At 60.1% G+C, this 22303-nt stretch carries 18 protein-coding genes, 2 pseudogenes and 1 riboswitch; of the genes and pseudogenes, 15 read left to right on the forward strand and 5 right to left on the reverse strand.

The features are described 5' to 3' along the window. Positions 1 to 133: 133 nt before the first annotated feature. The gene (locus ACFSR7_RS17290; RefSeq protein WP_378164624.1) at positions 134 to 577 is read right to left on the reverse strand and encodes a MarR family winged helix-turn-helix transcriptional regulator; all 444 of its coding nucleotides are present in this window, start codon (positions 575 to 577) and stop codon (positions 134 to 136) included. A gap of 207 nt (positions 578 to 784) precedes the next feature. Between ACFSR7_RS17290 and uvrA the strand changes: the two genes are divergently transcribed. Beyond that, positions 785 to 3298 (forward strand): excinuclease ABC subunit UvrA, encoded by a 2514-nt coding sequence (gene uvrA / locus ACFSR7_RS17295; RefSeq protein WP_378163643.1) that lies wholly within the window; start codon positions 785 to 787, stop codon positions 3296 to 3298. Between the two features lie 50 nt (positions 3299 to 3348). After that, the gene (locus tag ACFSR7_RS17300; protein ID WP_378163645.1) at positions 3349 to 4872 is read left to right on the forward strand and encodes an MDR family MFS transporter; all 1524 of its coding nucleotides are present in this window, start codon (positions 3349 to 3351) and stop codon (positions 4870 to 4872) included. Positions 4873 to 4988: 116 nt separating this feature from the next. Here the strand turns inward: ACFSR7_RS17300 and ACFSR7_RS17305 are convergent, their stop codons facing one another. After that, positions 4989 to 5690: a glycosyltransferase family 2 protein gene (locus ACFSR7_RS17305; RefSeq protein WP_378163646.1), complete on the reverse strand. Its 702-nt coding sequence runs from the start codon at positions 5688 to 5690 to the stop codon at positions 4989 to 4991. 156 nt (positions 5691 to 5846) lie between these two features. After that, positions 5847 to 5927, forward strand: a riboswitch (cyclic di-GMP riboswitch). Positions 5928 to 6156: 229 nt separating this feature from the next. Here ACFSR7_RS17305 and ACFSR7_RS17310 point away from each other — a divergent pair. Then, positions 6157 to 8337 (forward strand): putative bifunctional diguanylate cyclase/phosphodiesterase, encoded by a 2181-nt coding sequence (locus ACFSR7_RS17310; RefSeq protein ID WP_378163648.1) that lies wholly within the window; start codon positions 6157 to 6159, stop codon positions 8335 to 8337. 498 nt (positions 8338 to 8835) lie between these two features. On the opposite strand, the gene ACFSR7_RS17315 is transcribed toward ACFSR7_RS17310, so the two are convergent. Further along, positions 8836 to 9459, reverse strand: a complete 624-nt coding sequence (locus ACFSR7_RS17315; RefSeq protein WP_378163650.1) for a TetR/AcrR family transcriptional regulator — start codon at positions 9457 to 9459, stop codon at positions 8836 to 8838. Positions 9460 to 9581: 122 nt separating this feature from the next. On the opposite strand from ACFSR7_RS17315, the gene ACFSR7_RS17320 reads away from it, so the two are divergent. The 5 genes and pseudogenes from ACFSR7_RS17320 to ACFSR7_RS17340 all read left to right on the forward strand — a co-directional run. Then, positions 9582 to 10151 (forward strand): cysteine hydrolase family protein, encoded by a 570-nt coding sequence (locus ACFSR7_RS17320; protein WP_378163652.1) that lies wholly within the window; start codon positions 9582 to 9584, stop codon positions 10149 to 10151. A 52-nt stretch (positions 10152 to 10203) separates the two neighbouring features. After that, positions 10204 to 11424 carry a multidrug efflux MFS transporter gene (locus ACFSR7_RS17325; protein WP_378163654.1) on the forward strand — a complete coding sequence of 407 codons (1221 nt, stop codon included), beginning with the start codon at positions 10204 to 10206 and terminating at the stop codon, positions 11422 to 11424. A gap of 287 nt (positions 11425 to 11711) precedes the next feature. After that, positions 11712 to 12740 carry an ROK family transcriptional regulator gene (locus ACFSR7_RS17330; RefSeq protein WP_378163656.1) on the forward strand — a complete coding sequence of 343 codons (1029 nt, stop codon included), beginning with the start codon at positions 11712 to 11714 and terminating at the stop codon, positions 12738 to 12740. Between the two features lie 78 nt (positions 12741 to 12818). Then, positions 12819 to 14021 carry an MFS transporter gene (locus ACFSR7_RS17335; protein WP_378163658.1) on the forward strand — a complete coding sequence of 401 codons (1203 nt, stop codon included), beginning with the start codon at positions 12819 to 12821 and terminating at the stop codon, positions 14019 to 14021. 125 nt (positions 14022 to 14146) lie between these two features. Next, positions 14147 to 14233 (forward strand): annotated as a pseudogene (locus tag ACFSR7_RS17340) (hypothetical protein); the annotation flags it as partial. Here the strand turns inward: ACFSR7_RS17340 and ACFSR7_RS17345 are convergent. Together ACFSR7_RS17345 and ACFSR7_RS17350 are read right to left on the reverse strand one after the other, a co-directional pair. Continuing rightward, a pseudogene (locus ACFSR7_RS17345) lies at positions 14220 to 14399 on the reverse strand (cyclic nucleotide-binding domain-containing protein); the annotation flags it as partial. The pseudogenes ACFSR7_RS17340 and ACFSR7_RS17345 overlap by 14 nt on opposite strands. A gap of 73 nt (positions 14400 to 14472) precedes the next feature. Then, on the reverse strand, positions 14473 to 14937 hold the full coding sequence (locus tag ACFSR7_RS17350; protein WP_378163660.1) for a hypothetical protein: 465 nt from the start codon (positions 14935 to 14937) through the stop codon (positions 14473 to 14475). 209 nt (positions 14938 to 15146) lie between these two features. Between ACFSR7_RS17350 and ACFSR7_RS17355 the strand changes: the two genes are divergently transcribed. The 7 genes from ACFSR7_RS17355 (at position 15147) to ACFSR7_RS17385 (ending at position 22296) form a co-directional block, all read left to right on the forward strand. After that, on the forward strand, positions 15147 to 15638 hold the full coding sequence (locus ACFSR7_RS17355; RefSeq protein ID WP_378163662.1) for a pyridoxamine 5'-phosphate oxidase family protein: 492 nt from the start codon (positions 15147 to 15149) through the stop codon (positions 15636 to 15638). A 205-nt stretch (positions 15639 to 15843) separates the two neighbouring features. Then, a complete protein-coding gene (locus tag ACFSR7_RS17360; protein WP_378163664.1) occupies positions 15844 to 16611 on the forward strand; it encodes a DeoR/GlpR family DNA-binding transcription regulator in 768 nt (255 codons plus the stop codon). A 200-nt stretch (positions 16612 to 16811) separates the two neighbouring features. Beyond that, complete coding sequence (locus ACFSR7_RS17365) at positions 16812 to 17669, forward strand: DMT family transporter (protein ID WP_378163666.1); 858 nt, start codon at positions 16812 to 16814, stop codon at positions 17667 to 17669. A gap of 20 nt (positions 17670 to 17689) precedes the next feature. Continuing rightward, positions 17690 to 18511 (forward strand): alkaline phosphatase family protein, encoded by an 822-nt coding sequence (locus ACFSR7_RS17370; RefSeq protein WP_378163668.1) that lies wholly within the window; start codon positions 17690 to 17692, stop codon positions 18509 to 18511. Between the two features lie 87 nt (positions 18512 to 18598). Next, positions 18599 to 19537 (forward strand): metallophosphoesterase family protein, encoded by a 939-nt coding sequence (locus ACFSR7_RS17375; protein WP_378163670.1) that lies wholly within the window; start codon positions 18599 to 18601, stop codon positions 19535 to 19537. A gap of 34 nt (positions 19538 to 19571) precedes the next feature. Beyond that, complete coding sequence (locus ACFSR7_RS17380; RefSeq protein ID WP_378163672.1) at positions 19572 to 20813, forward strand: MFS transporter; 1242 nt, start codon at positions 19572 to 19574, stop codon at positions 20811 to 20813. After that, complete coding sequence (locus ACFSR7_RS17385; protein WP_378163674.1) at positions 20788 to 22296, forward strand: CehA/McbA family metallohydrolase; 1509 nt, start codon at positions 20788 to 20790, stop codon at positions 22294 to 22296. The genes ACFSR7_RS17380 and ACFSR7_RS17385 overlap by 26 nt, the downstream gene beginning before the upstream one ends. Positions 22297 to 22303: the final 7 nt, after the last annotated feature.

Genomic DNA, 22303 nt, shown 5'->3' on the forward strand with positions numbered 1-22303 from the left:
TCAAGTCGCTTGAACGAAAGCTTCCGCCTGCGATCGAATGAAAGAATCGAATCGGAATCCATGCTTAAAAACCGTCGGGGACGTCCGCTCTCCCCGACGGTTTTTTTCGTCTTATCTCCTGTCGGCTCGCCCGTTACGCCTCCGGCCCCGACTTGGTCCGCACGGCCGCGCTCAGCCGCTCGATCTGCGCTTCGATGACGGCGCCGGCCTTGCCCAGAAATCCCGAGATCAACGCCAGTTCTTCGGCCGAATAGGATGCGGCCAACTCGATCATGGCGTCGTGGAGGGGCTGGTAGATGTTGCCGATCTCTTCCTTGCTCTCGTATTCCGGCACGATGATCACCCGGCGGCGATCGTTCGGATCGTTTTGCCTGCGGACGTAGCCGATCTTCTCCAGCCGGTCGATGAGCGCGGTCACGCTGCCCGTCGCCAAGCCGGTGAGCCTGGACAGCTCCCCGGCGGTAATCGGCCCTTTTTCGCGGAGAATATCAACGGATATAAAGTCGTTGTTATACAGTCCTAGCGCGGCGGCGACGTTGTGCTGGTATTGAACGGTTCGCGTGCCGAGTCCGCGCATGAGCAAGGTAAATTGTTCCCGCGGGTCTGCTTCGGGGTCTTGCCGATCGCTTGACAGAGGATCAACCTCCTTCTAAGATACATATATCTCGACAATCAAGATATTAGATAGACAAGATATTTGATAGGCAGAGCTAATATCCCACATTGTAACGAATCGGTTCTGCATATGCAAAAGGGGAATTCTAAATGGAAGGGGCGGATGTTCATGATGGACAGCATCGTCATTCGAGGTGCGCGGGAAAATAATCTGAAAAACGTCTCGCTCTCGATTCCCAAATACAAACTGGTGGTGCTGACGGGGCCGTCGGGCTCGGGCAAGTCGACGCTTGCGATGGACACGCTCCAGCGGGAATGCCAGCGGCAGTATATGGAGTCGATGGGGATGAGCGCCGAAGCGATCGGCAAACCGAAGGTCGACTCCATCGAAGGCTTATCCCCTTCGATCAGCATCGGCCAGCAGGTCTCGAGCCGCAATCCCCGTTCGACGGTCGGCACCGCGACGGACGTCTATACGTTCGTTCGGTTTATTTTCTCGAGGCTGGGGGAGCGGGAATGCCCGTTCTGCGGCGGCGGCATCCCGCCGTCCTATGGTCCTGCACCCGGCCTGACGGCCGAAGAGGAGGACGATCGGGATGCGGCCGGTTCGTTCGCATGTCCGCACTGCGAAGCGCGGCTGGAGAAGTTCGGCATGCGACACTTCTCCTTCAATACGCCGGAGGGCGCATGCGAGACCTGCGGCGGGCTCGGCCATGCGGCGAGCCTCAACGAGGCGGCTGTATTCTTCCCGTCGCTCAGCCTGCGCGACGGCGGCGTTGCCTCGCTGAACGGCGTGCATCGCGACATCCAGATGCGAATCCTGGTCGCTGCCGGCAAACACTTCGGCTTTGAATTCGATCCGGATCAGCCGCTTGAGGCGTATGGGAAGGTACAGCGCGACCTGCTCTATTACGGTGTCGACAGCGAAGCGTTCAAACGTCACTATCCGAACGTCAAGCCGGTTCAGGGAACGAAGTTTGAAGGTGTCATCCCCGGCTTGTGGCGGCGCTACAAGGAGAAGGAGGGAGAGGGCGGCAACGCGGACAAGGATGGATTTTTCCATGAGCAGACTTGTCCCAAATGCGCCGGCGCCCGTCTGAAGGAGGAGATTCGACGCGTAAGGGTCGCCGGCGCGTCCGTGTCCGAGGTGTCGGAGATGTCGCTCGGCGAGGTGCTCGCATGGACGGCGAGGCTTGCCGAGTCGGTGCCGGTCGAAGGGCGGCAGCTGCTTGAGCCCGTTCTCGAGGAGATGCCGATGCGGCTGCAGCGCATCATGGACGTGGGTCTCGGCTATCTGTCCCTCAGCCGTCAGACCGTGACGTTGTCCGGCGGAGAATCGCAGCGCCTGCGTCTGGCCTCGCTGCTCGGCTCCGGCCTGACCGGCGTGCTGTATATTTTGGACGAGCCGACGACGGGGCTTCATCCACGGGACACGGCGGGTCTGATCCGGGTGCTGCGGCAGCTGCGAGATTTGGGGAATACGGTGCTCGTGATCGAGCACGACGTCGAGATGATGCGGGCCGCCGATCACGTAATCGATATCGGCCCGGGCGCCGGCGTGCACGGCGGCATGGTGACGGGCGAGGGCAGCCTGGAGGAGCTGATGGCGAGCGGGCAATCGGCGACCGGCACATATCTCGCAGGGCAGCGCCGGCCGGCGCCCCCGCGCGCGCGCAGGACGGGAAGCGGCAAGCGGATCACGATCCGGGAGGCACGGCTCCGCAATCTCGATATTCCGGCCGTTTCCTTTCCGCTCGGTCTTCTCGTCGCCGTGACCGGGGTATCGGGCTCAGGCAAGTCTACGCTCGTGTTCGAGCTGCTGGCCAAGGGTAGTCCGGAGGGACCTGCGCCGCAGGGGTGCAGCGCGATCGAAGGTCTGGCGGATGCCGGCAGCATCGTCATCGTCGACCAATCTCCGATGGGCCGGGTTCAGCGCTCGAACGTCGCTACTTACACGGACCTGTTCACGCCGCTGAGGCAGATGTACGCTAGCTTGCCGGAGGCCAAGGCCGCGCAGCTGACCGCCAAGCATTTCTCCTTCAATTCGCCGGGCGGACGCTGCGAGACCTGTCAGGGGCTCGGCACGGTGTCCGTGGATATGAACTTTTTGCCGGATCTCGAGGTCAAGTGTCCGGATTGCAGAGGCAGAAGGTTTGCGGACGAGGTACTGGAGGTGCGCTACAAGGGATATTCCATCTCCGACCTGCTCGATCTGACGGTGGAGGAGAGCCTGCCGGTGCTGGCGGGCGAGCCCAAAATGGCAGGCATGATCGGGATGCTGTGCGAGGTCGGCCTCGGCTATCTGAAATGGGGGCAATCGGTCAAGACGCTGTCTGGCGGCGAGGGGCAGCGGATCCGGTTGGCCAAGGAGCTGGGCAAGCCGTCCAGGAGCCACACGCTCTATCTACTGGACGAACCGACGACCGGCTTGCATCCGACCGATATCGTGCGGCTGCTGGCGTTGCTGGATAAGCTGGTGGACGCGGGCAACACGGTCGTCGTCGTCGAGCACGGGCTGGAACTGATCGGGGCTTCCGACTGGGTGATCGACATCGGTCCGGAAGGCGGCGACGCCGGGGGAGGACTGGTAACTGAGGGCACGCCGGAGCAGGTCGCGGGGGCAAAGGGTTCCTATACCGGGGAGTATCTTAAGCTGGCGTTAACCGCGGGATACGGAATTTAAACGGAATTCAAATCGCGGCAGTACAAAAAGGGAAACCGGAGGAAAACGAAATGGCTGCAAAAAGAACCAATATGGGCATCATACTGGCGGGGCTGCTGCTGGCCATACTCATGGCATCGATGGACAATACCATCGTGGCGACCGCGATCGGCACGATTGTGGGCGACCTGGGCGGCTTCGATAAACTAATGTGGGTGACCTCCGCTTATATGGTGGCGGAGATGGCCGGCATGCCTATTTTCGGCAAGCTGTCGGATATGTACGGCCGCAAACGCTTTTTCATTTTCGGCATTATCGTGTTCATGGCCGGCTCGGCCCTATGCGGAACGGCGGAGACGATCGTGCAGCTTAGCATCTACCGTGCGATTCAGGGGATCGGCGGCGGAGCGCTTATGCCGATTGCGTTCACGATCATGTTCGACGTCGTTCCCGCGGACAAGCGGGGCAAGATGGGCGGGCTGTTCGGCGCCGTATTCGGCCTCTCCAGCATATTCGGGCCGCTTCTCGGCGCCTATCTGACGGATTATGTCCACTGGTCCTGGATCTTCTATATCAATTTGCCGCTGGGCCTGATCGCGTTCGTGATGATCGCGTTTTTCTACAAAGAATCCGTCCAGCATTCCAAGCAGCGGATCGATTACTTCGGCGCGTTCGCGCTGGTCGCTTCGGTCGTGTGCCTGATGTTCGCGCTAGAGCTGGGCGGCAAGAAATACGCCTGGGACTCCGGGACGATCCTTGGCTTGTTCGCGGCATTCGCGGTACTGATCGTCGCCTTCGTCTTGATCGAGCGGCGGGTCGAGGAGCCGATCATCACGTTCGGGATGTTCCGCAACCGTCTGTATTCGACGAGCAATATCATGGCGATCTTCAGCGGCGCGGCGTTCATCACCGCCTCGATCTATATTCCGGTCTTCATCCAGGGCGTGCTGGGCGGGAAGGCGACGAATTCGGGGCTCGTCCTGCTGCCGATGATGCTCGGATCGGTCGTGACCGCTGCCGGGGGCGGTTCCTTTCTCTCCAAGCTTAAATACCGTTCCATCATGATTCCGACCTTGACGCTGCTCGTGATCGGCATCGCCCTGCTCACCACGCTGACGACCGATTCTTCGCGGCTCACGATTACGATCTTTATGATTCTGGTCGGCCTCGGGATCGGCTCCTCGTTCTCCGTGCTCAGCAATGCCGCCATTCACGGCTTCTCGGCCAGACAGCGGGGTTCGGCGAGCTCGACGCTGAACTTCAACCGGGAGCTCGGCATGACGCTCGGCATCACCGTGTTCGGCATCGTCCAGAGCCACGTATTCGCGTACAAGCTGACGGCCGTCTTCGGCGCCGGTTCCGCACCCGAGGGGGTCGACCTGAGCGACCCGAGCAAGATTCTGTCGCCGGAGTTGCGCGGCAGCATTCCTGCCGAAGCGCTGGAAAAGATCACGGCGGCGCTCTCCTCTTCGATCGTCCATACGTTCGCCTGGGCGATCGTCCCGGCCGTCGTCGCGCTGCTCGCAGCGTTCTTCATGAGCAGGGAGAAATTCGATCCGTCGATCGAACAGGAAGAGTATGCGGTCGGGCATTAACGCACTGTGAATATTTACTTGAAAAAGCGGCCTGCGGTTCGGCATCTCCATCCTTCGGAGCATGCGGACCGCAGGCCTTTTGCCGTCGATCGAACCCGATGGGGCCATCTTCAAGCTCATGCCTTTCGGATCGCGTAGGAACGATACCGGTCCGTCACCGCGACGGGCGTGCTTCCCTTCACATAATAACGGTCTTTCACCTTCCACGTATGCGTCTTTTTGTCCTTGCGGCGGACATAGACATAGTTGTAAGGCGAGGTCGCGTATACTTTATGCCCCTTTCTCTGGCAGCTTCGCAGGAACCGCACGTCCTCGCCCAGGGAAATATCGGCGAACCGCACGTCTTTCAGCACGCGCCGGCGGAACAGAATCGTGCCTCCTTGAACGAAGTTCATGAAACGATGCCGCTCGGCGGGCGAACGGACGATCAGTCGGCGGCTCGCGGCGAGGTAGACGAAGCAGGCGTGCTTGCCGACGACGGAGCTGCCGGTCCGCAGGAGCGCCTGGACTTGTTCGTTCAAATAATAAGGGGAATAGTAGTCGTCGTGATCGAACTTCGCGATCAGCGAATACCTGGCTTTGGAGATGCCGCAGTTGAGGCATTGACCGAGAGAGATTCTCTCGGGCACCCTGTAGACGGCAACGTCCGGACAGCGGGCCGCTTGCCGGCGCAGCGCCTTTATGTCGACGCCGTCCTTGTTGACGATGACGATCATTTGCTTGTGCCTATAACGCTGTCGCATATAATTGTCCAGCACGTTGCCAAAAAATTCGGGACGGTTCGTGCAGGCTACGATGGATACGCCGGGTTTGCTCAAGGTTGCTCTCCTCCGTTCGTACCTCATCATATGAGAAAAATCCGCCGCTGCGTATCGCCATCCGCCTATCATGGATAAAGCGGAATTATTTCTTTTATAGGAAAAAAGTTCTATGTATTTGGGAGCAAAGGTGATAGTATATAACCAATTGAACAGGCATGAAAAAGGCAAATTCGTCGAAAGGCGAGGACGCAAAGCTACGGGCCTAAGGGAAACTACGGTCGCCGGGCTGCCAAGGAAACTGTACCGTACAAAAGGTTATTTCCGTGGGAAATAGCTTTTTGTTTTACGCTTTTTGCAAATCAAATGATTACCTAATACGTATTTCCTCGAGTGTATCGCCGCCCAATTCTAGTCATCGTGAGGGATTACTATGTTAAGTTCTGGACGCTTGCCTTTATTTTTGCTAGGCGGATTCGCTGCAGCCATCGGATGCTGGTATTTTATTTACTGGGATGACGAATGGATGCGCGTCTTGGGCTCCAACATCTTGCAGATTGCGGCAGGCGTCATCGGCGCTTGTTGGACGCTGGGAACCGGCCTGCGATCGGCGGGCAAGCGCCGCAGCTTCTGGCTGCTGCTTGGCGTCGGCTTGATGTTTAACACGCTGTCCAATTTTCAGCTTCTCTACAAACAGCTGGCTTCCACGGCTACCGACTATTCCGTCTTTTCCTACATCTGCTGGCTAATCGCTTATTGGCTTTTCCTCGCTGCCTTGTTCGGCAAATTCAGACTTGTCCACGGCCATTCGGCCAGGGGCGGATATATATTCAATATCGTCGTATTTACGGTTACGGCAACCTGCGCCAGCATTCACTTCGTCATCAATCCGATCATATCCATCGCCGACGAATCTCCGTTCGTCACGGTACTCTCCGTCGTCTATCCCTTAGCGTCGCTTAGCATCTTCCTGATTACCCTGATTCTCTACTATTCCCTGCTGCAGCAGGGCGCGCTTACCAACTCGATGCTGTATGTCGTCTGGGGCATGCTGTGCCAGGTGGTGGGCGATATCGGCTACGCATATCTTGCTGAGCAGCGGGAGCAGCATTCCGGCCAATTCGTGGACGTGCTCTGGGTGCTCGCATTGCTCCTGATCGGACTGGGCGGCCGCTATGCGGGAGACGGGCGGGACGACCCGACGCGGGACGACCCGACGCAGGAGCGCGAGCCCGATTCGCAGATTAAGGAATCCGTCTTTCCGTATGCCAGCATCGCCGTCCTTGTCGTTCTCTTCGTCCTCAGCAGCCACTGGGACTTCAATGCGCTCAGCCTCGGCCTGCTGCTTCTCTTCCTGCTGGTCGTAGGGCGTCAGCTCCGCATGATGCGCGTCCTGAACAAGCTGATGGACGAGTACCGCTACTTGGCTTACCACGATCCGCTCACGGGATTAAAAAATCGAATCGGCTTCAAACAGGACCTGGAACGGATCATCGGAAAAACCGAAGAGCGGGCGGGCCTGCTGCTGATCGATCTCGACAGGTTCAAGGTAATCAACGATACGCTCGGGCATCAAGCGGGGGACCGCATCCTGATTCAGACAGCCGAGCGGCTCAGACGCTCCGTCGGCGCCCGTTCGCCGCTATACAGGCTTGGCGGCGACGAATTCGTCGTCATTCTGACCGATGCCGCGAATTCCTGGTGCGCTGCCGCCGCCGACCGGATTCTGGGGCAATTTCGCGAGCCGTTTCGTTTCGAGGACAACGAAATTATCGTAACGCCCAGCATCGGCATCAGCATTTATCCGGATAACGGTTGTTCGAGCGACGACCTGCTGAAATATGCCGACGCGGCCATGTATCTGGCGAAGGAGAGCGGCAAAAACAGCTTCCGCTTCTACGATACGGAGCTGCACGCGATCATGGCCCGCAAGATGAAGCTGGAAAACGAGCTGAGATGGGCGATCGAGCGCCGGCAGTTTAGGCTGCATTACCAGCCGAAGGTCAACCTGCGGACCAAGCGCATCATCGGCATGGAGGCGCTGCTTCGCTGGGAGCATCCGGAGCTAGGCTTCGTTTCCCCTGCGGAGTTCATCCCCATCGCCGAAGAGACCGGACAGATCGTCGCTATCGGAGACTGGGTGCTGGAGCAGGCATGCGCGCAGAACAAAGCCTGGCAGAACAAAGGATACCCGGCGCTCAGCGTGTCGGTTAACGTATCGGTCCGTCAGTTCCAGCATCGCGAGTACCTGATGTCGGTCCGCAGCATTCTCAGACGCACGGGCTTGTCCGCCGCGTATCTGGAGCTCGAGATCACGGAGAGCATTATGCAAAACGTGAAGGAGAGCACGGACGTGCTGCATGCGCTCAGAAAAATGGGGATCAGCACCTCGATCGACGATTTCGGCACGGGTTATTCGTCGCTATTCATAATCCCCAAGCTGCCGATCGATACGATCAAGATCGACAAGTCCTTCATCGACGACATCGACAACCGCATTCAGCTGTCCATGCTCAAGACGATCATCGACCTGGGGCTCAGCCTTAACCTGGGCGTCGTCGCGGAAGGCATCGAGTCCGAGCATCAACGGCAGGTATTGATGGAGCATGGCTGCCCGGTGGGCCAGGGGTATCTTTACTCCAGGCCGGTGAGCCCGGAGGCGTTCGAGGCGATGTTGGCCGCCGCGGAGGTACCGGGGGCAAAATAACGGCCATACGCAAGAGCGCTCTCCGACGGTCGGGAGGTGCGCTTTTTTTTGGAAGATTTAAATGTATAGATTGGGCGGCAATTCGCGGACAAGGAAGCGCACGATGCTCGTACCGGCGTTTTTGGAGTTCGGTGGTTTAAAAAGCCTGCAATTGTACATGTATTTTCTGCCGACGAGCAATACTTGATGAAATACCTGCAAATATGCAGGCAAAATCAAAACGGAAGCCGGAAATTCGACTTATGGCGTAAAATAACTGCGCTTTTGCGTCTATCTTGTTTAAACGGGACGATATCGGCATAAAAAGATGTATATTTGCAGGCATTGCGGCGAAAGAACGACGCGGGCGACGATACGCGGGTCCATTGGAAAGGCTATCGGACGAAGCATCGACAGGCATTCCCCACAAATTAAGCTTCGGCTATCCGCCAACCTTAAAAGAGACCGCCAGGGCGACTTTCGACTATCCCTTGCGTTTCTTCTTATACGGTCGCCCAGTCAGCCCTCTTCCGGGAAAAAAGTCTGGCGCAGCTGCTCGACGATCTCCTCCGGCGATAGCCCGCGAACGTCCCGCTGTGCGGAATAGGACTCGCTGCTGAGCGCCACGAGCAGCATGTCCGCCCTGAATACGGCGCTCGCTTGCGCGGCGGCGTTGTCCTGCGCGGACCCGCGCATCTCCTCGAACTGCACGACCAGGATCTCATGCAGCTGCCCGTACAGCGGGCTCAGCGTTCTCGGCTTGGTACGGTTTGCGGGAGGGGACTCCTCGATACCCGCCAGCAGCTGGTTTTTTTTCTCGCGGAAACCGACGAACAGGCTCACGATGCCGCGCAGCCGCAAGCTCGGCGAGCCTGCGCGATGCGTCTCGAGATAAGCTTCGATATCGTCGAAAAGCAGGACAATGTTGTCCTTCATCAGGTCGAGGCACAGCTCGCTTTTGTTGCGATACCGGCGATAGAGCGTGCCCGGGCCGATCTGGGCTTCGGTCGCGATCTGATTCATGCTGACCTGGCCGGCACCATGCAGGTCGAACAGCCGGAGCGCCGCATCCAGAATGCGCTGACGGTTCTCGGCGGCATCGCGCCTCTCCGGGCGCGGAACGGCTTCTTCTTTATCATTCATGCGGGACTCCCCCTCTTGCCTTTATACAAATCCGGTCTCGCTTGACAGCGGAGAGGTCTCCGCTTAATATCAAGTGGAGATGTCTCCGGTTAATATTATCATGGTGCAGGGGAGTGTTCAACATGGATAGAAAAACCGGCAGGACGGCGCTGCTCGTCATGGATATGCAGCAGTCGATCGTCGCAAGATACGCGATGGATGAGGAGCGGTGGCTGCCGTTTCGGACAGCCGTTCGCGCAGCGCGCGAGCACGGCGTTCAGGTCATTTACATCCGGCTCGCCTTCCGCGAAGGGTATCCCGAGGTTCATCCGGGCAACAAAATGTTCGCCGGAATCGCGCAATACAGCGGCGCCACTTTTGCGGACGCGGGCACGCAGATTCTCGATGAGGTGCGGCCGGAACCTGGCGAGCCGGTGGTCACCAAGATTCGAGTCAGCGCGTTCGCAGGCAGCGGACTCGACGTCCTGCTCCGCGCACGCGGGATCGACTCGCTGGTCCTGTGCGGCATCTCTACGAGCGGCGTCGTGCTGTCGACGCTGCGGGAAGCGGCAGACCGGGATTTTACGCTGAGCGTACTGTCGGATGCCTGTCTGGATGCGGATCCCGAGGTGCACCGCGTGCTCACCGAAAAGGTATTTCCGCGGCAGGCGGACGTACTGACCGCGGGCGAATGGGCGCACGGCTTGAATTAACGAATCGCGGGACGGGCTGCCGTTCCCGCGGCTGAAAGAAGGCTTGTCGGCCATGCCGATATGGAAAAGAAACCTGCTCGTATGTTGGTTCGGGATGTTCGTCACGGGGATTGGCATGAGTCAGCTTGCACCGGTGCTACCGCTATTCATCCAGCACCTCGGCGTCCAAGACAAAGCGTATGTTTCTCAACTGTCCGGGCTTGCATTCGGCATTACGTTTATCGTCTCGGCGATTTTCTCGCCGATATGGGGGCTTGCGGCGGACCGGTTCGGTCGCAAGCCGATGCTGCTGCGCGCGAGCCTCGGCATGGCGATTGTTATCGGCTGCATGGGCTTTGCGCACAACGTATACGTGCTGATCGGGCTTCGGTTGCTGCAAGGCGTCATTACCGGCTACGGAACGGCCTGTACGACCATGATTGCCACGCAGACGGACAAAGAGCATGCGGGTTATGCGCTTGCCACGCTCTCCACGGCGAGTATCGCGGGATCGCTGCTCGGTCCGACGGTGGGCGGCTTCATCGGCGAGAACTTCGGGATGCGCGACGTGTTTTTTTTCACGGGCGCGCTGTTGTTCGTCGCATTTGTCGCGACCGCGCTATTCGTGCGGGAATCGTTCGAGCGCGAGGACAAACGGGTGCCGAGGTTCAAAGAAATTTGGAGTCTCGTTCCCGAGAAAAGTCTCACGCTCGTCCTGTTCGCCACCTTTTTCGTGCTGACGATTGCCCTCTACTCGGTGGAGCCGATCCTCACCGTATATATCACGCATCTATCTCGCGGTGCCGGACATGTCGCGCTGATCGCGGGCATTACGTTCTCGGCGTCGGGCCTCGCCAACATCTTCGCAGCTCCGCGTCTTGGCAGGTTGTCCGACCGGATCGGCGCGCACAAGGTCATGCTGGCATCGATCGCCGTCGCAGGCTTGCTGTTCATTCCCCAAGCGTTCGTGACCGCGCCGTGGCAGCTCATGATCCTGCGCTTTTTGCTGGGACTGACGTCCGCAGGGCTCACGCCTTCAGTCAATATATTGCTCAAAAAGATTACGCCTCAGCAGATCACCGGCCGAGTATTCGGCTTCTCCATGGCGGCGGGTTATCTCGGCGTATTCGCCGGCTCCGTACTGGGCGGCCAGGTCGCGGCATGGTTCGGGCTCCGGTACGTGTTCGGCCTGACCGGCGCGCTGCTGCTGGCGAATGCCGTATGGGTGTACGCGAAGGTTTATCGCAAACTGGCGGCTCGGCCAAGCGATGCGGCAGTCGTTGTAGCGAAATGATAAGGCCGCGGCGTATCGCTGCCGTGCCTCCACGGAGGTAGCGGGTAAGAGTAACGATGTCGCACATCGTTATTTTGTCCAAATCGCGCGGGAGAGTCGCAATAAAGATGCGACATATCGTTAACGCGCCGCGGCGGCGGAATTGCGCTGAATAGCGTGTACCTGCGGAGAGGGGGGCGTTTCCCCCTCTTTTTTGTGCTATTCAAAGCGCGCCGCATCTGTTAAACTTGCGACATCCACTTATTAAATTGGTTTAATAAGTCTGTGCAATGAAAGGCGGTGACCCCGTGAAGGAACGAATCGCGACGCCCAAAGACCGCAGCAGATTGATTTATAGCGGCATACGCGCCGCATTGCTTACGCACGGCAGCATGACCAAGGTCGAGCTCAGCGGCATGCTGGGCATCAGCTTCCCGACGATCAGCAAGTTTCTGTCCGACATGGAGGGCGAAGGAGAACTGGTCGCGGCGGGACTCGACGAGTCGAGCGGCGGACGGCGGGCGCAGCGGTATGCGTACAATCCGGAGCATATGCTGGGGCTTGCCCTGTTTTTGGAGAAGAACGAAAGCCATTATTCGATCTTTAATTGCCTCGGCGAAGTCAAAGAGGAAGGGACGACGTCGAGCCTGCTCGAAGGGGACGCGGAGATACTGTCGGCGTATATCGCGCAGATCCTCGCCCGGCACCCCAGAATTCGGGCGTTGGCCGTCGGCGTGCCCGGGTCGGTCAACAACGGCAAGATCATCTTTATACCAAGCTACGAGACGTACCACGACTTCGATCTGAAGGGTTTCCTGGAGGCGCGGTTCGCAATTCCGGTCATCGTGGAAAACGACATGAACGCCGCCGTCCTGGGCTTCAACGAAAAGAAGAGCGAGCACGTCAATCCGTCGATCGTCTATCTGTACTTCGGCCAGAACGGGCCGGGCGCCGGCATCCTCGTGAACGGGGACATCGTGCGCGGGAGTACCTTTTTTGCCGGAGAGGTGTCCTTCCTGCCCCAGTACGAGGACCGGAACTTCACGCAGGCGCTGAATCGCGCCCATGCATCCCCGCCGGGACTGATGAATGAAAGGGAGCTCGATGCCGTTAGCCGGATGGTCGCTTCCTGCACGGCGATTCTGAACCCGCATACGATCGTCTTTTGCCGGGACGAGGTGAGCGAGACGCTGCTGGACCGAATTGCCAAGCAGAGCGGCGTCTACGTGCCGCCGGCGCATTTGCCTCGCCTGACCGCGAGCGACTGGCGGCAGGATTATCTGGACGGCTTGCGGAGCCTCGGGCTGCATCGGATGATCTCCGGCGCAAGCGTATAATTCCGGCTTAAGGACATCCAGCACACAGACATCCAGCTTCCAGATTTCTGCATACGGATTTAAAGGAGCAAGCAAGCGATGGCAACCTTCTTTTTATTGATTATTTATCTGGCGTTTATCAGCCTCGGCTTGCCCGATTCGCTGCTGGGCGCATCGTGGCCGGTCATGCACGCGGACATGGATGCGCCGCTCGGGACCGCAGGTGTCCTCTATATGATCGTCGCCGCGGGCACCATCGTGTCCAGTCTGGCGAGCGGAGCCGTCTTGAAGCGGTTCGGCACGGGAAAAGTCGCGGCGATCAGCTGTGTCATGACCGCGGGCGCGCTGCTGGGCTTTTCCCAGTCGCCCTCGCTGATCTGGCTCGTCCTCTTCGCCATCCCGCTCGGACTCGGCGGCGGCTCCGTCGATGCCGGACTCAACAACTACGTGGCCGCGCATTACGAAGCCCGGCACATGAGCTGGCTGCACTGTTTCTGGGGCGTTGGCGCCACGCTCGGACCTATGATCATGGCGAGCTATATCGGAGGAGCGGGCTCGGGCTCCTGGAGAGACGGCTATCTCACCGTGGCGGGGATCCAGTTCGTCCTCGTCGTTATTTTGTTCGCGTCGCTGCCTTTGTGGGACCGCGTCGCGCGGAGCCGCGCGAGCGCGTCCGCCCGGCAGACGCCGGACGAGTCAGCCCTGCCGGGCGGAGACGCCGACGACGGACCGATCAAGCCCCTGCAGGTCAAAGGCGTCAAGCTGGCGCTCGTCTCTTTCTTGTTCTACTGCGGCGTCGAATCGACCGCCGGCCTGTGGGGCAGCAGCTATCTCGTCAGCGACAAAGGGCTGTCCGCCGCGACTGCCGCGCAATGGGTGTCGATGTTCTATATGGGCATCACGATCGGCCGGCTGATCACCGGATTCGTCACCTTCAAGCTGGCCAACCGCGCGCTCATCCGCTACGGGCAGGCGACGGCGCTGGCCGGCGCCCTGCTGCTGGTCCTCCCGCTGCCAGCGGGCTTCTCCTTCGCCGGCTTGATGATTATCGGCCTGGGCCTCGCCCCGATCTATCCGTGCATGCTGCACGAGACGCCGGTGAGGTTCGGCAAGCGGCACGCCCCGTCCATCATGGGCTACCAGATGGCCGTCGCGTATACGGGCAGCACGCTCATGCCGCCGCTGCTCGGCTTTCTCGCCTCGCATTCGACGATCGGCATATTCCCGTATTATCTCGCACTATCGGCCGCAGCGATGTTCTTGTTCTCGGAACGATTGAACGCTTACCTGAGAAAGGCCTGACTAGGCCTCGGGCCTCTTCTTCACACATCCTTGCGAATTGGTGTGATCGAGATCACACGGACACGGCTTCCCGCTTTTATTATACTTGGGGCATCCCAAGTCCATGAGAGCGAGGAGAACCGATCATGCTGAGTTCCCGTACGATAGAGATCATCAAATCCGCGGTGCCCGTGCTCGAGCAGCATGGCTCGACGATCACCAAGCATTTTTACTGATAAGCGAGTGATGGGGAATCGTTTCTCCCGGGACGATGACGTTGACGAGATATTGCGAGCCGTCCGGATGAAGGCGCACGATCTTGAGCAGTCCGCTTTTCAGATGATACAGGGGCCCCGATTCTCCTTGCCGAAACAAAATCTCGCCTTTTTGCAAGATCAAGCAAGCCGCCTCCGCTCAAGGGGGGGATAAAAAAGCGAATGCGCCGCGGTAAGGGCGATTCGCTTTTTTGGTGTTAGCCGGACTCCGCCTGGCTCGCGCGCCGGGTCTGCACGGGGATGACGCGCTCTACATGATGGGCAATCCACAGCGTGAGCACCAGCCCGATCAGGGAGACGCAGACGGAAGCGGGGATGACCCAGACGATGTCGGAATGCACGAAAAACGGAATCAACGACACGGCGAGAATCGGCGGCGCATTCCATTTAAACCGATTGATCAGGTAAATGACGACGAGCAAGTCGATCAACAAGGAAACCGCGCCCGAATACACGTAAGATAACGTCGTACCGATCAATACGGCAACGACGGCGCCGAAGGCGACTTTGCCCAGTTTGCCCGGAGAAAACGGATGCGCGATAAAAAGCAGGCTAAAAGCGCCGAGCGTCGGGAAAAATAATGCATGCATCGCGGGCATGTGCGATGAGAGCCAATAAACGCCTACGATATATAAGCAAACTGCGACAGCCTTAAAATTCAAAACAATTCAACCTCTTCCATACCTGATCTATTCCCATGGACTTCCCATGGACTTGCCGAAATTATTTTACGCCTCTTCCTTTCCGTGCGTCAATGCTTAGCTGCGGGAGGTTGGAGGACGATTGGCTCAGTTGGTTGAAGGGGCGCCGATTAGGTTTAAATAATACGGAGAGCGTCGAAAGGCGTTATTCCAAACGATGAGGTGAGGACATGCCAAATATTCATACGGCCAGCCAGGAAGCGATCGACAAGGTGAGAGACCTGATCAAGGGAATCGATACCGCCATGCTCACGACGGTGACGCCCGAAGGTCTGGTGTCGCGCCCGCTCAAGACGCAAGAAGTGGAATTCGACGGGGATCTGTGGTTTCTGACGTCCAAGGATACCGATAAATACGAGGAACTGCTGGAGGATCTGCGCGTAAACGTCGCTTACGTGGGCAAATCGTACGTGTCCGTGCGCGGCGAAGCCGAGCTGGTGAGCGACCCGGCCAAGATCCGCGAGTTCTGGAACGTCGCCTACGAGAAGCTGCTCGACACGACGTACGACGATCCGAATCTGGTGCTGATCAAGGTCAGAGCGGAGACGGCCGAATATTGGGAAACGGGCAGCAAGATGAAGATGGTCACACATCTGTTCCAGCGGCTGACCGGTCACGACAGACCGGATTCGGATCTGAACAAGACCGTGGATTTGCACTGAGCGAGCGAACCGGGGCTGTCTTGCCCGCAGTCGCACGATGTCGCGAGTTAAAGGAGCTAAAAGAGCTGTCCCGTCATTTATGACTGCGGGACGGCTCTTTTTATAGATACAGGTGCAAGGATTCGTGTAGAATGGGGGGGAATTGCTTCACTTCGGCAGATCGGCACACGATCATGCGGAAGAAAAGCCGAAAGGAGAGGATCGGTTGTTCGCGCAACAGAGACACCAAGCCATCGTCGACAAGCTGGCTCGCGACCGGTCGGTCCGCGCTTCTGAATTGATGGACCTGTTCGGCGTGTCCTTCGAGACGGTCAGGCGCGATCTGGAATATCTCGAGAACGAGGGCTGCCTGCAACGCGTTCATGGGGGCGCGATCGCGCGGGAGTTGGATTACAGCTCGGAGATTCCGTTGCCGATCCGGGAATCGATCTACCAGGAGGAGAAGACGGAGCTTGCTCTGATCGCGGCTCGCTTCGTGTCGGAGGGCATGTCGATCGCCCTTGACGCCAGCACGACGAATCTGACCCTGGCGAAGGTGCTCAAGGCCAAGTTCAAGCGGCTGACGGTGCTGACCAATTCGCTGCCGATCGTTCAGGAGCTCATCGCCGTCCCGGACTACACGCTCGTATTAATCGGCGGCGTCATCCGCCAGCAGGAGCAGAGCGTCGTCGGCGATCTCGCCGAAGAGTTCGCGTCGCGGTTCCACGCGGATCTGTTCTTCATGAGCTTGAGCGGCGTGACGCTGGCCGAGGGGATAACGGACAACGGCATGGGCGAGGTGCAGGTGAAAAAAATCATGTTCGCCAATGCCAAGCGGACGATCGCGCTGGGAGACAGCAGCAAGTTCGGCCAGCTCTCCCTGATCAAGGTGTGCGCCTGCTCGGAGGTCGAGCGATTCGTGACCGATTCGAGGATCGATCGGGAGCTGGCGGAGCAGTTCAGGCAGAGCGGGCATGAATTGATATACGAGTAAGATTCGCATACGAGCGCTATCCGGACAACGCGGATAGCGTCTTTTTTTGCGCGTCGTTGAGCCGGCCCTGCCGGCGGTTTCCCTTGCCTGGCATGTTTATTGTTGTGGGATTGTGTGTGTAATGTGGTTTTTTATTTAAATGTGTGTGTTTATGTGTTATCATGTGTGAAAAGAAAGCGAGGAGGAGTGGATGTCCAACGATGACGATCGCCTTTATATTTGTGTTGTGCTCCGGACTCGCCCACGCCCTGTGGAATCTGTTCGCCAAGCAAAGCGAGGATAAAGCAGTTTTCCTGTGGGCGATCTACGCGCCGGCCACCGTCCTCCTGTTGCCGTCGCTGGTTGCGGAACTGGTGCAAGCGCGCTATGCCGCAGGTGAGTGGCTGCTGCTTGGAGCTTCTCTGGGCATGCAGGCGCTATATGCAGTGCTGCTGTCTCTGACTTACAAGGCGGGGGACCTGTCGCAGGTCTATCCGCTCATGAGAGGGATGCCTACGCTGCTCGTCCCGCTCGCGGGCGCGCTGCTGCTCGGCGAGCGCATGCCGCCGTGGGGATGGATCGGTATCGGATGCATGCTCGTCGGATTCCTGGTCATGATCGGACGCTCCCCGGGGGGCGACACGGGCAGGGAATTCCGGAAGCCGATCGCGCTGGCGGTGTGCGTAGGCCTATGCATAGCCTCGTACACGCTGATCGACAAGATCAACCTGCAGCATATCTCTCCGTTGGCGTTGTTGGAGGTGACCAATATCGGATTCATGCTGGGCCTGACGCCCGCCGCATGCAGGCGCGGCCGCCTTCGCCGCACCCTCAGGAACCATTGGAGAACGCTGTGGTTGGGGACGGTGCTCTCTCCTGGCTCCTATCTGCTCTTCCTGCTGGCTGCGGGCAGGGCGGACGTGTCGGCCATCTCCCCGGTACGCGAAGTCGGCATCGTGTTCGGCACGCTGTTCGGCCTGTTCATTCTGAAGGAGCGGCAAGGCGTTCGCCGCGTGACGGCTTCTGCGGCGGTGGCCGCCGGGATCATCCTGGTCGCATCGTCCGCGCACGGATCGTAAAAGACGGGGGAGGAATAACGATGGAGAAAATCAACCGAGTCCTTATAATCGGATGGGACGGCGCAGGGACTTTCGTACAAGATGCGCATACGCCGAACCTGGATCGCTACGTATCAAAGGGCACGTTCACGTTCGAGGCGCAGACCGAGTCGCCGACGATCAGCGCGGAGTGCTGGGGATCGCTCATGCATGGCGTGTCTCCCGCCAAGCACGGCTTGACCAACGAGAAGGCGGACAAGGAAACGTATCCGGCCGACTCTCCGTATCCATCGATCTTCCGGGTCGCGCGGGAGGCTTGGCCCGAGGCGAAGCTGGCGGCGTTCAGCGCTTGGCGGCCGATCAACGCGGGTATTGTCGAGGACGCGATCGGCGTGCACAAAGTCTCTATGGGCGACGCCGATCTGGCGCAAGCCGCCGCAGATTACGTTCGGGAAAATCCCGACCTGAGGCTGCTTTATATCGAGCTCGATCTGCCGGATGCGGCAGGGCACAAGCACGGCTACAATACGCCCGGTCAGATCGCGGCGATCGAGGAGACCGATGCGAATACGGGCATTATCCTGCGCGCGATCGAGGAAGCCGGTCTGTCAGGCGACAGCCTGCTCATTTTCGTCACCGACCACGGCGGCGGCGGCGCGGACAAGTACGGCCACGGCAGCGATCACCCGATGGACAAGACGATCTACTGGGGCTGCGCCGGTCCCGGAATAACCGCGGGCGCCGAGCTTCGGACGGACGTCTCGATCAAGGATACGGCGGCCGTCGTCGTTCACGCGCTCGGGCTCGCAGCGCCGGAGGCTTGGGAAGCGAAGCTGCCGCAGGGATTGTTCTCGCCGCGGTGACGGTGCACAGGACTTGGCCGGATGCGCGATCGGCCGTGAGCGACGGCGAGGATGGGGACCAAGAAACTATGCAAGGAGGAAGCCACAGTGACGAGTCGACTGCGTTATAGAGAAGACGGAACGTTTAAGATCGTGCAATTTACCGATGTGCATTGGCAGAACGGGGAGGCCGACGACAAGCGGACGGAGGCGCTCATGCGTCTCGTGCTGCAAGCGGAAGCCCCGGATCTGATCGTCTTCACGGGAGATCTCGTATACAGCGGGTATTGCGAAGATCCTAGGCGTTCCCTGCGCGAGGCGGTTCTGGCCGCGGAAGAGAGCGGCATCCCGTGGGCGGCGGTGTTCGGCAATCACGATGCCGAGGCGAACGTGACGCGGGCACAGATGCTGGATGCGCTCCTAGCACGCGAAAATTGCCTGGCGAGCCATACGCCGGGCATCAGCGGGTTCGGCAATTATGTCTTGACAGTAGCGGCTTCGGACGGGACCGACGCCGCAGCGCTCTATTTCCTGGACAGCGGGGATTACGCCCCGCTCCCCCAAGTCGAGGGCTACGGCTGGATCCGCAAGGATCAGATCGACTGGTACGCGGCCGAATCCCGCAAGCTCGCGGCGCTGAACGGCGGGAGCCCGCTGCCGGCGCTCGCCTTCTTCCATATCCCGCTCCCGGAATACGCAGCCGTGTGGGAGCGCAGCGTCTGCTACGGGAGCAAGCACGAGAGCGTATGCAGTCCGCAGCTCAACTCGGGCTTTTTCGCGGCGATGACGGAGATGGGGGACGTCATGGGCACGTTTGCCGGCCACGATCATATCAACGACTATTGGGGGGAGCTGCACGGCATTCGCCTCGCCTATGGCCGCGCCACCGGTTATCATACGTACGGCAAGGAAGGTTTCCCCCGCGGGGCGCGGGTCATCCGGCTGGCCCGGGGCGCGCGCGGCTTCGAGTCGTGGCTTCGCCTGGACGACGGCAGCGTGGACATGCAGCAGACCGAGCACCGTCCCGAGCGCCAGGAAGCGCGATGATGCCGCCGTACCGGTACCGCGCCGCGTGAACTTCATGGGCAAGAACGAGGCGGAGCGGACGATCTCTGCGGTCGGGCTGGTGACCGCGGCCGCCTTATTGGGAGATTCGATGGTTTATATGGTGCTGCCCGTCTATTGGCGAGAGGCGGGACTCGATTCGTTGTGGCAAGTCGGCGCGCTGCTGGCCGTGAACCGCTTCGTCCGGCTGCCGCTCAATCCTTTGATCGGGTGGCTGTACAGGCATATGTCGTTGAAAATGGGACTGCACGTCGCCGTGCTGCTCGGCGCCGCGACGACAATCGGCTACGGCGTCGGCCGCGGATTCGCCGTTTGGCTCGCGCTTCGTGCCGTCTGGGGCATCGCCTGGTCGCTGCTGCGGATCGGCGGCTTTCTGACGGTCATCGAGACCTCCGACGTTTCGAACCGAGGGCGGTTGATGGGAAGATATAACGGCGTCTGGCGGCTCGGCAGTCTGGCCGGCGTCCTGGTCGGCGGACTGCTCGTCCCGCAGATCGGCCTGCGGCCTGTCGGGATCGCGTTCGGCGCGCTGGCGCTGGTCGGCCTCCCGCTCGTGGCCGCCGCGGTTCGGACGAAGGCTGCCGCGGATTCGCGGACCGGCCGCTACGATTCGAAGAGCCGTCCGGAGGGGCCGCTGTGGACGATCCCGGTGACGAAGATCGTGCTCTGCGGACTCGTCGTCGCGCTGGTGCAGGCTGTCTTCGGAGCGACGCTGACGTATGTCATCGATAAGAACTACGTGACGGCCGCTTCGTTCGCCGGGCTGGCGGCCGGGAGCACGGCGATCGGCGGAGCGCTCACTGCTCTCAGGTGCGCATGGGAGCCGTTCTTGGCCGGCTGGATCGGACGCCGAACGGACGGCCCGGGCGGCAGGCTGCCTTGGCTCCTGCTGTCGCTCGTCGGTGCGGCAGCCGCGTTTGCATTCATCCCGTGGGAGCTGCCGCTCGTCTGTTGGGTGGCGGCCGTCCTCCTCGCGATGGCGACCGCCACGACGCTCGGCACAATCATGGACGCCATGGCGGCGGATGCCGTCCGTAACGGGTCCGCCGCCAAGGTGATGACGGCCTACTCGGTGTCGACCGACCTGGGGGCGGCGATCGGTCCTGTCGTCGTCTTCGGTGCGTTCGGCGCGCAGTATGGGCTGCAGGCAACTTATATCCTGTGCGCGATGCTGTTCATTGCAGTCGGCGTGGCGTACGGAAAACCATTCATGGAACGAAGGAGAGCGGCAGATGGAATCGAATCGGATCGTTTGTGACCCGGCTCCGGAACGGACCTCGTTCCGAGTCGAAGCGCGCGCGGAGTGGCTCCAGTTCTCATTTGAGTTCGATCGCCACGAAAGCTGGATTTTTATGAACGTCTGGGATCCGGAGGGCCGAATCCGGTTCTCTTATCTGGACGTCAACCGTGTCGGAGAGGTGACCGTTCACCGGGACCCTCTGCGCACGAGCGAACTGGCCATCCCCGGCGACATCCCGTCCGGAGAGTGGCATATCGAGTTTGTTCGGGGCAAGCCCAAGACGCTAGCCCTGACATGGCGGACGGGCAGCGGAGCGTTGCCTGCGGCGGCGGAAGGTCCGCCTGAAGGAGAATGGGACGTCTGGTCCGACGGACATGCCGAACATTCGGCTGGCGGCAGCGATGACGGCGCCTACGTGCTGAACCGGTATGATTGGACCGACAGCCGTGAAGGAGGGCGCCGCTGGTACAGGGGAGACTTTCACACGCACACGGCGTTGTCGGACGGCGAGATGACGGCTGGACAGCTGACCGGTCAGGCCGCGGTCCGCGGCCTCGATTTCTTCGCGATTACCGATCATAACATCATGCCTCACCGCTGGCCGAAGAGCGGCGTGCGCGTCATCCCGGGCATCGAGATCACCTCGTTCGGCAAGGGCGATTGGAACGCGATCGGCCTGGACCGCTGGCCGGATTGGCGGCATGCGTCGCGGGACGGCGGGATCGGCACGCAGGAAGGCATGGACAGACTCATGGCGGAAGCCGGGAGCCGGGGGGCGCTGCGTTCGCTTAATCATCCGCTGACCGTCCCATGGGCCTGGATGTTCGCGGATACGCCGCTCTCCGAGCTGGATGCGCTCGAGATCGTCAACACGCCGACGGACGGCGCCAACACCGAGAAGATGCTCGTCGTCTGGAGCGCGGCCTGGAACGAAGGCGTCAGGCTCACAGGATTGGGCGGATCGGACGTGCACGGCGCGCCGAAGGAAGGCGATGCGGATGCTCCGCATGGGGAGAGGATCGGCCTGCCGGCCACCTACGTCGAAGCGGAGGCGCTGTCGGCATCGGCGATCGTGAACGCGGCCCGAGCCGGGCGGGCATACGTATCGCTCGGCCCCGTGCTCGAAATTGAAGTCGCCGCGGGAAGGCGCCCGCTGCGGCTGGGCGGCGATACGACTGAGGCGGTGGATGAGTCGGACGACGGGAAGGTTCGCGTCCGGCTGGCCGTGAGCGGCCTGGACGCTGGGAGCGTGAACATCATCGAGAACGGCGGCCTTCAGGCGTCGCTTCCGATCGAAGCGCCGGATCAGACGTTCGAGATCGAGCTCGACTGGAGAGGCGAAGCCTACCGGTGGGCACGCCTCGAGATTCGCGATCCGGCGGGCGCGCTGCGAGCATTTACGAACCCTGTATTCTACGGCAATCGCGAGGCAGGCGTACGGACATGGCGGCAACTGCTGGAGCGGGCCGGCTTCGAGATGCCGGTGAACGCACGGAATTAAACTGAAG

Origin of the sequence: Cohnella sp. GCM10020058 (genome assembly GCF_042683485.1) — a bacterium.
Taxonomy (GTDB): Bacteria; Bacillota; Bacilli; order Paenibacillales; family Paenibacillaceae; genus Cohnella.

Excerpts from the sequence above, each read along its gene's own strand:
- uvrA (WP_378163643.1), top strand. The coding sequence starts at position 785 with ATGATGGACAGCATCGTCATTCGAGGTGCGCGGGAAAATAATCTGAAA.
- ACFSR7_RS17320 (WP_378163652.1), top strand. The coding sequence starts at position 9,582 with ATGGATAGAAAAACCGGCAGGACGGCGCTGCTCGTCATGGATATGCAG.
- ACFSR7_RS17355 (WP_378163662.1), top strand. The coding sequence starts at position 15,147 with ATGCCAAATATTCATACGGCCAGCCAGGAAGCGATCGACAAGGTGAGA.
- ACFSR7_RS17370 (WP_378163668.1), top strand. The coding sequence starts at position 17,690 with ATGGAGAAAATCAACCGAGTCCTTATAATCGGATGGGACGGCGCAGGG.
- ACFSR7_RS17385 (WP_378163674.1), top strand. The coding sequence starts at position 20,788 with ATGGAATCGAATCGGATCGTTTGTGACCCGGCTCCGGAACGGACCTCG.
- ACFSR7_RS17310 (WP_378163648.1), top strand. The coding sequence starts at position 6,157 with ATGCGCGTCTTGGGCTCCAACATCTTGCAGATTGCGGCAGGCGTCATC.
- ACFSR7_RS17365 (WP_378163666.1), top strand. The coding sequence starts at position 16,812 with ATGACGATCGCCTTTATATTTGTGTTGTGCTCCGGACTCGCCCACGCC.
- ACFSR7_RS17325 (WP_378163654.1), top strand. The coding sequence starts at position 10,204 with ATGCCGATATGGAAAAGAAACCTGCTCGTATGTTGGTTCGGGATGTTC.
- ACFSR7_RS17300 (WP_378163645.1), top strand. The coding sequence starts at position 3,349 with ATGGCTGCAAAAAGAACCAATATGGGCATCATACTGGCGGGGCTGCTG.
- ACFSR7_RS17335 (WP_378163658.1), top strand. The coding sequence starts at position 12,819 with ATGGCAACCTTCTTTTTATTGATTATTTATCTGGCGTTTATCAGCCTC.
- ACFSR7_RS17380 (WP_378163672.1), top strand. The coding sequence starts at position 19,572 with ATGGGCAAGAACGAGGCGGAGCGGACGATCTCTGCGGTCGGGCTGGTG.
- ACFSR7_RS17315 (WP_378163650.1), bottom strand. The coding sequence starts at position 9,459 with ATGAATGATAAAGAAGAAGCCGTTCCGCGCCCGGAGAGGCGCGATGCC.
- ACFSR7_RS17290 (WP_378164624.1), bottom strand. The coding sequence starts at position 577 with ATGCGCGGACTCGGCACGCGAACCGTTCAATACCAGCACAACGTCGCC.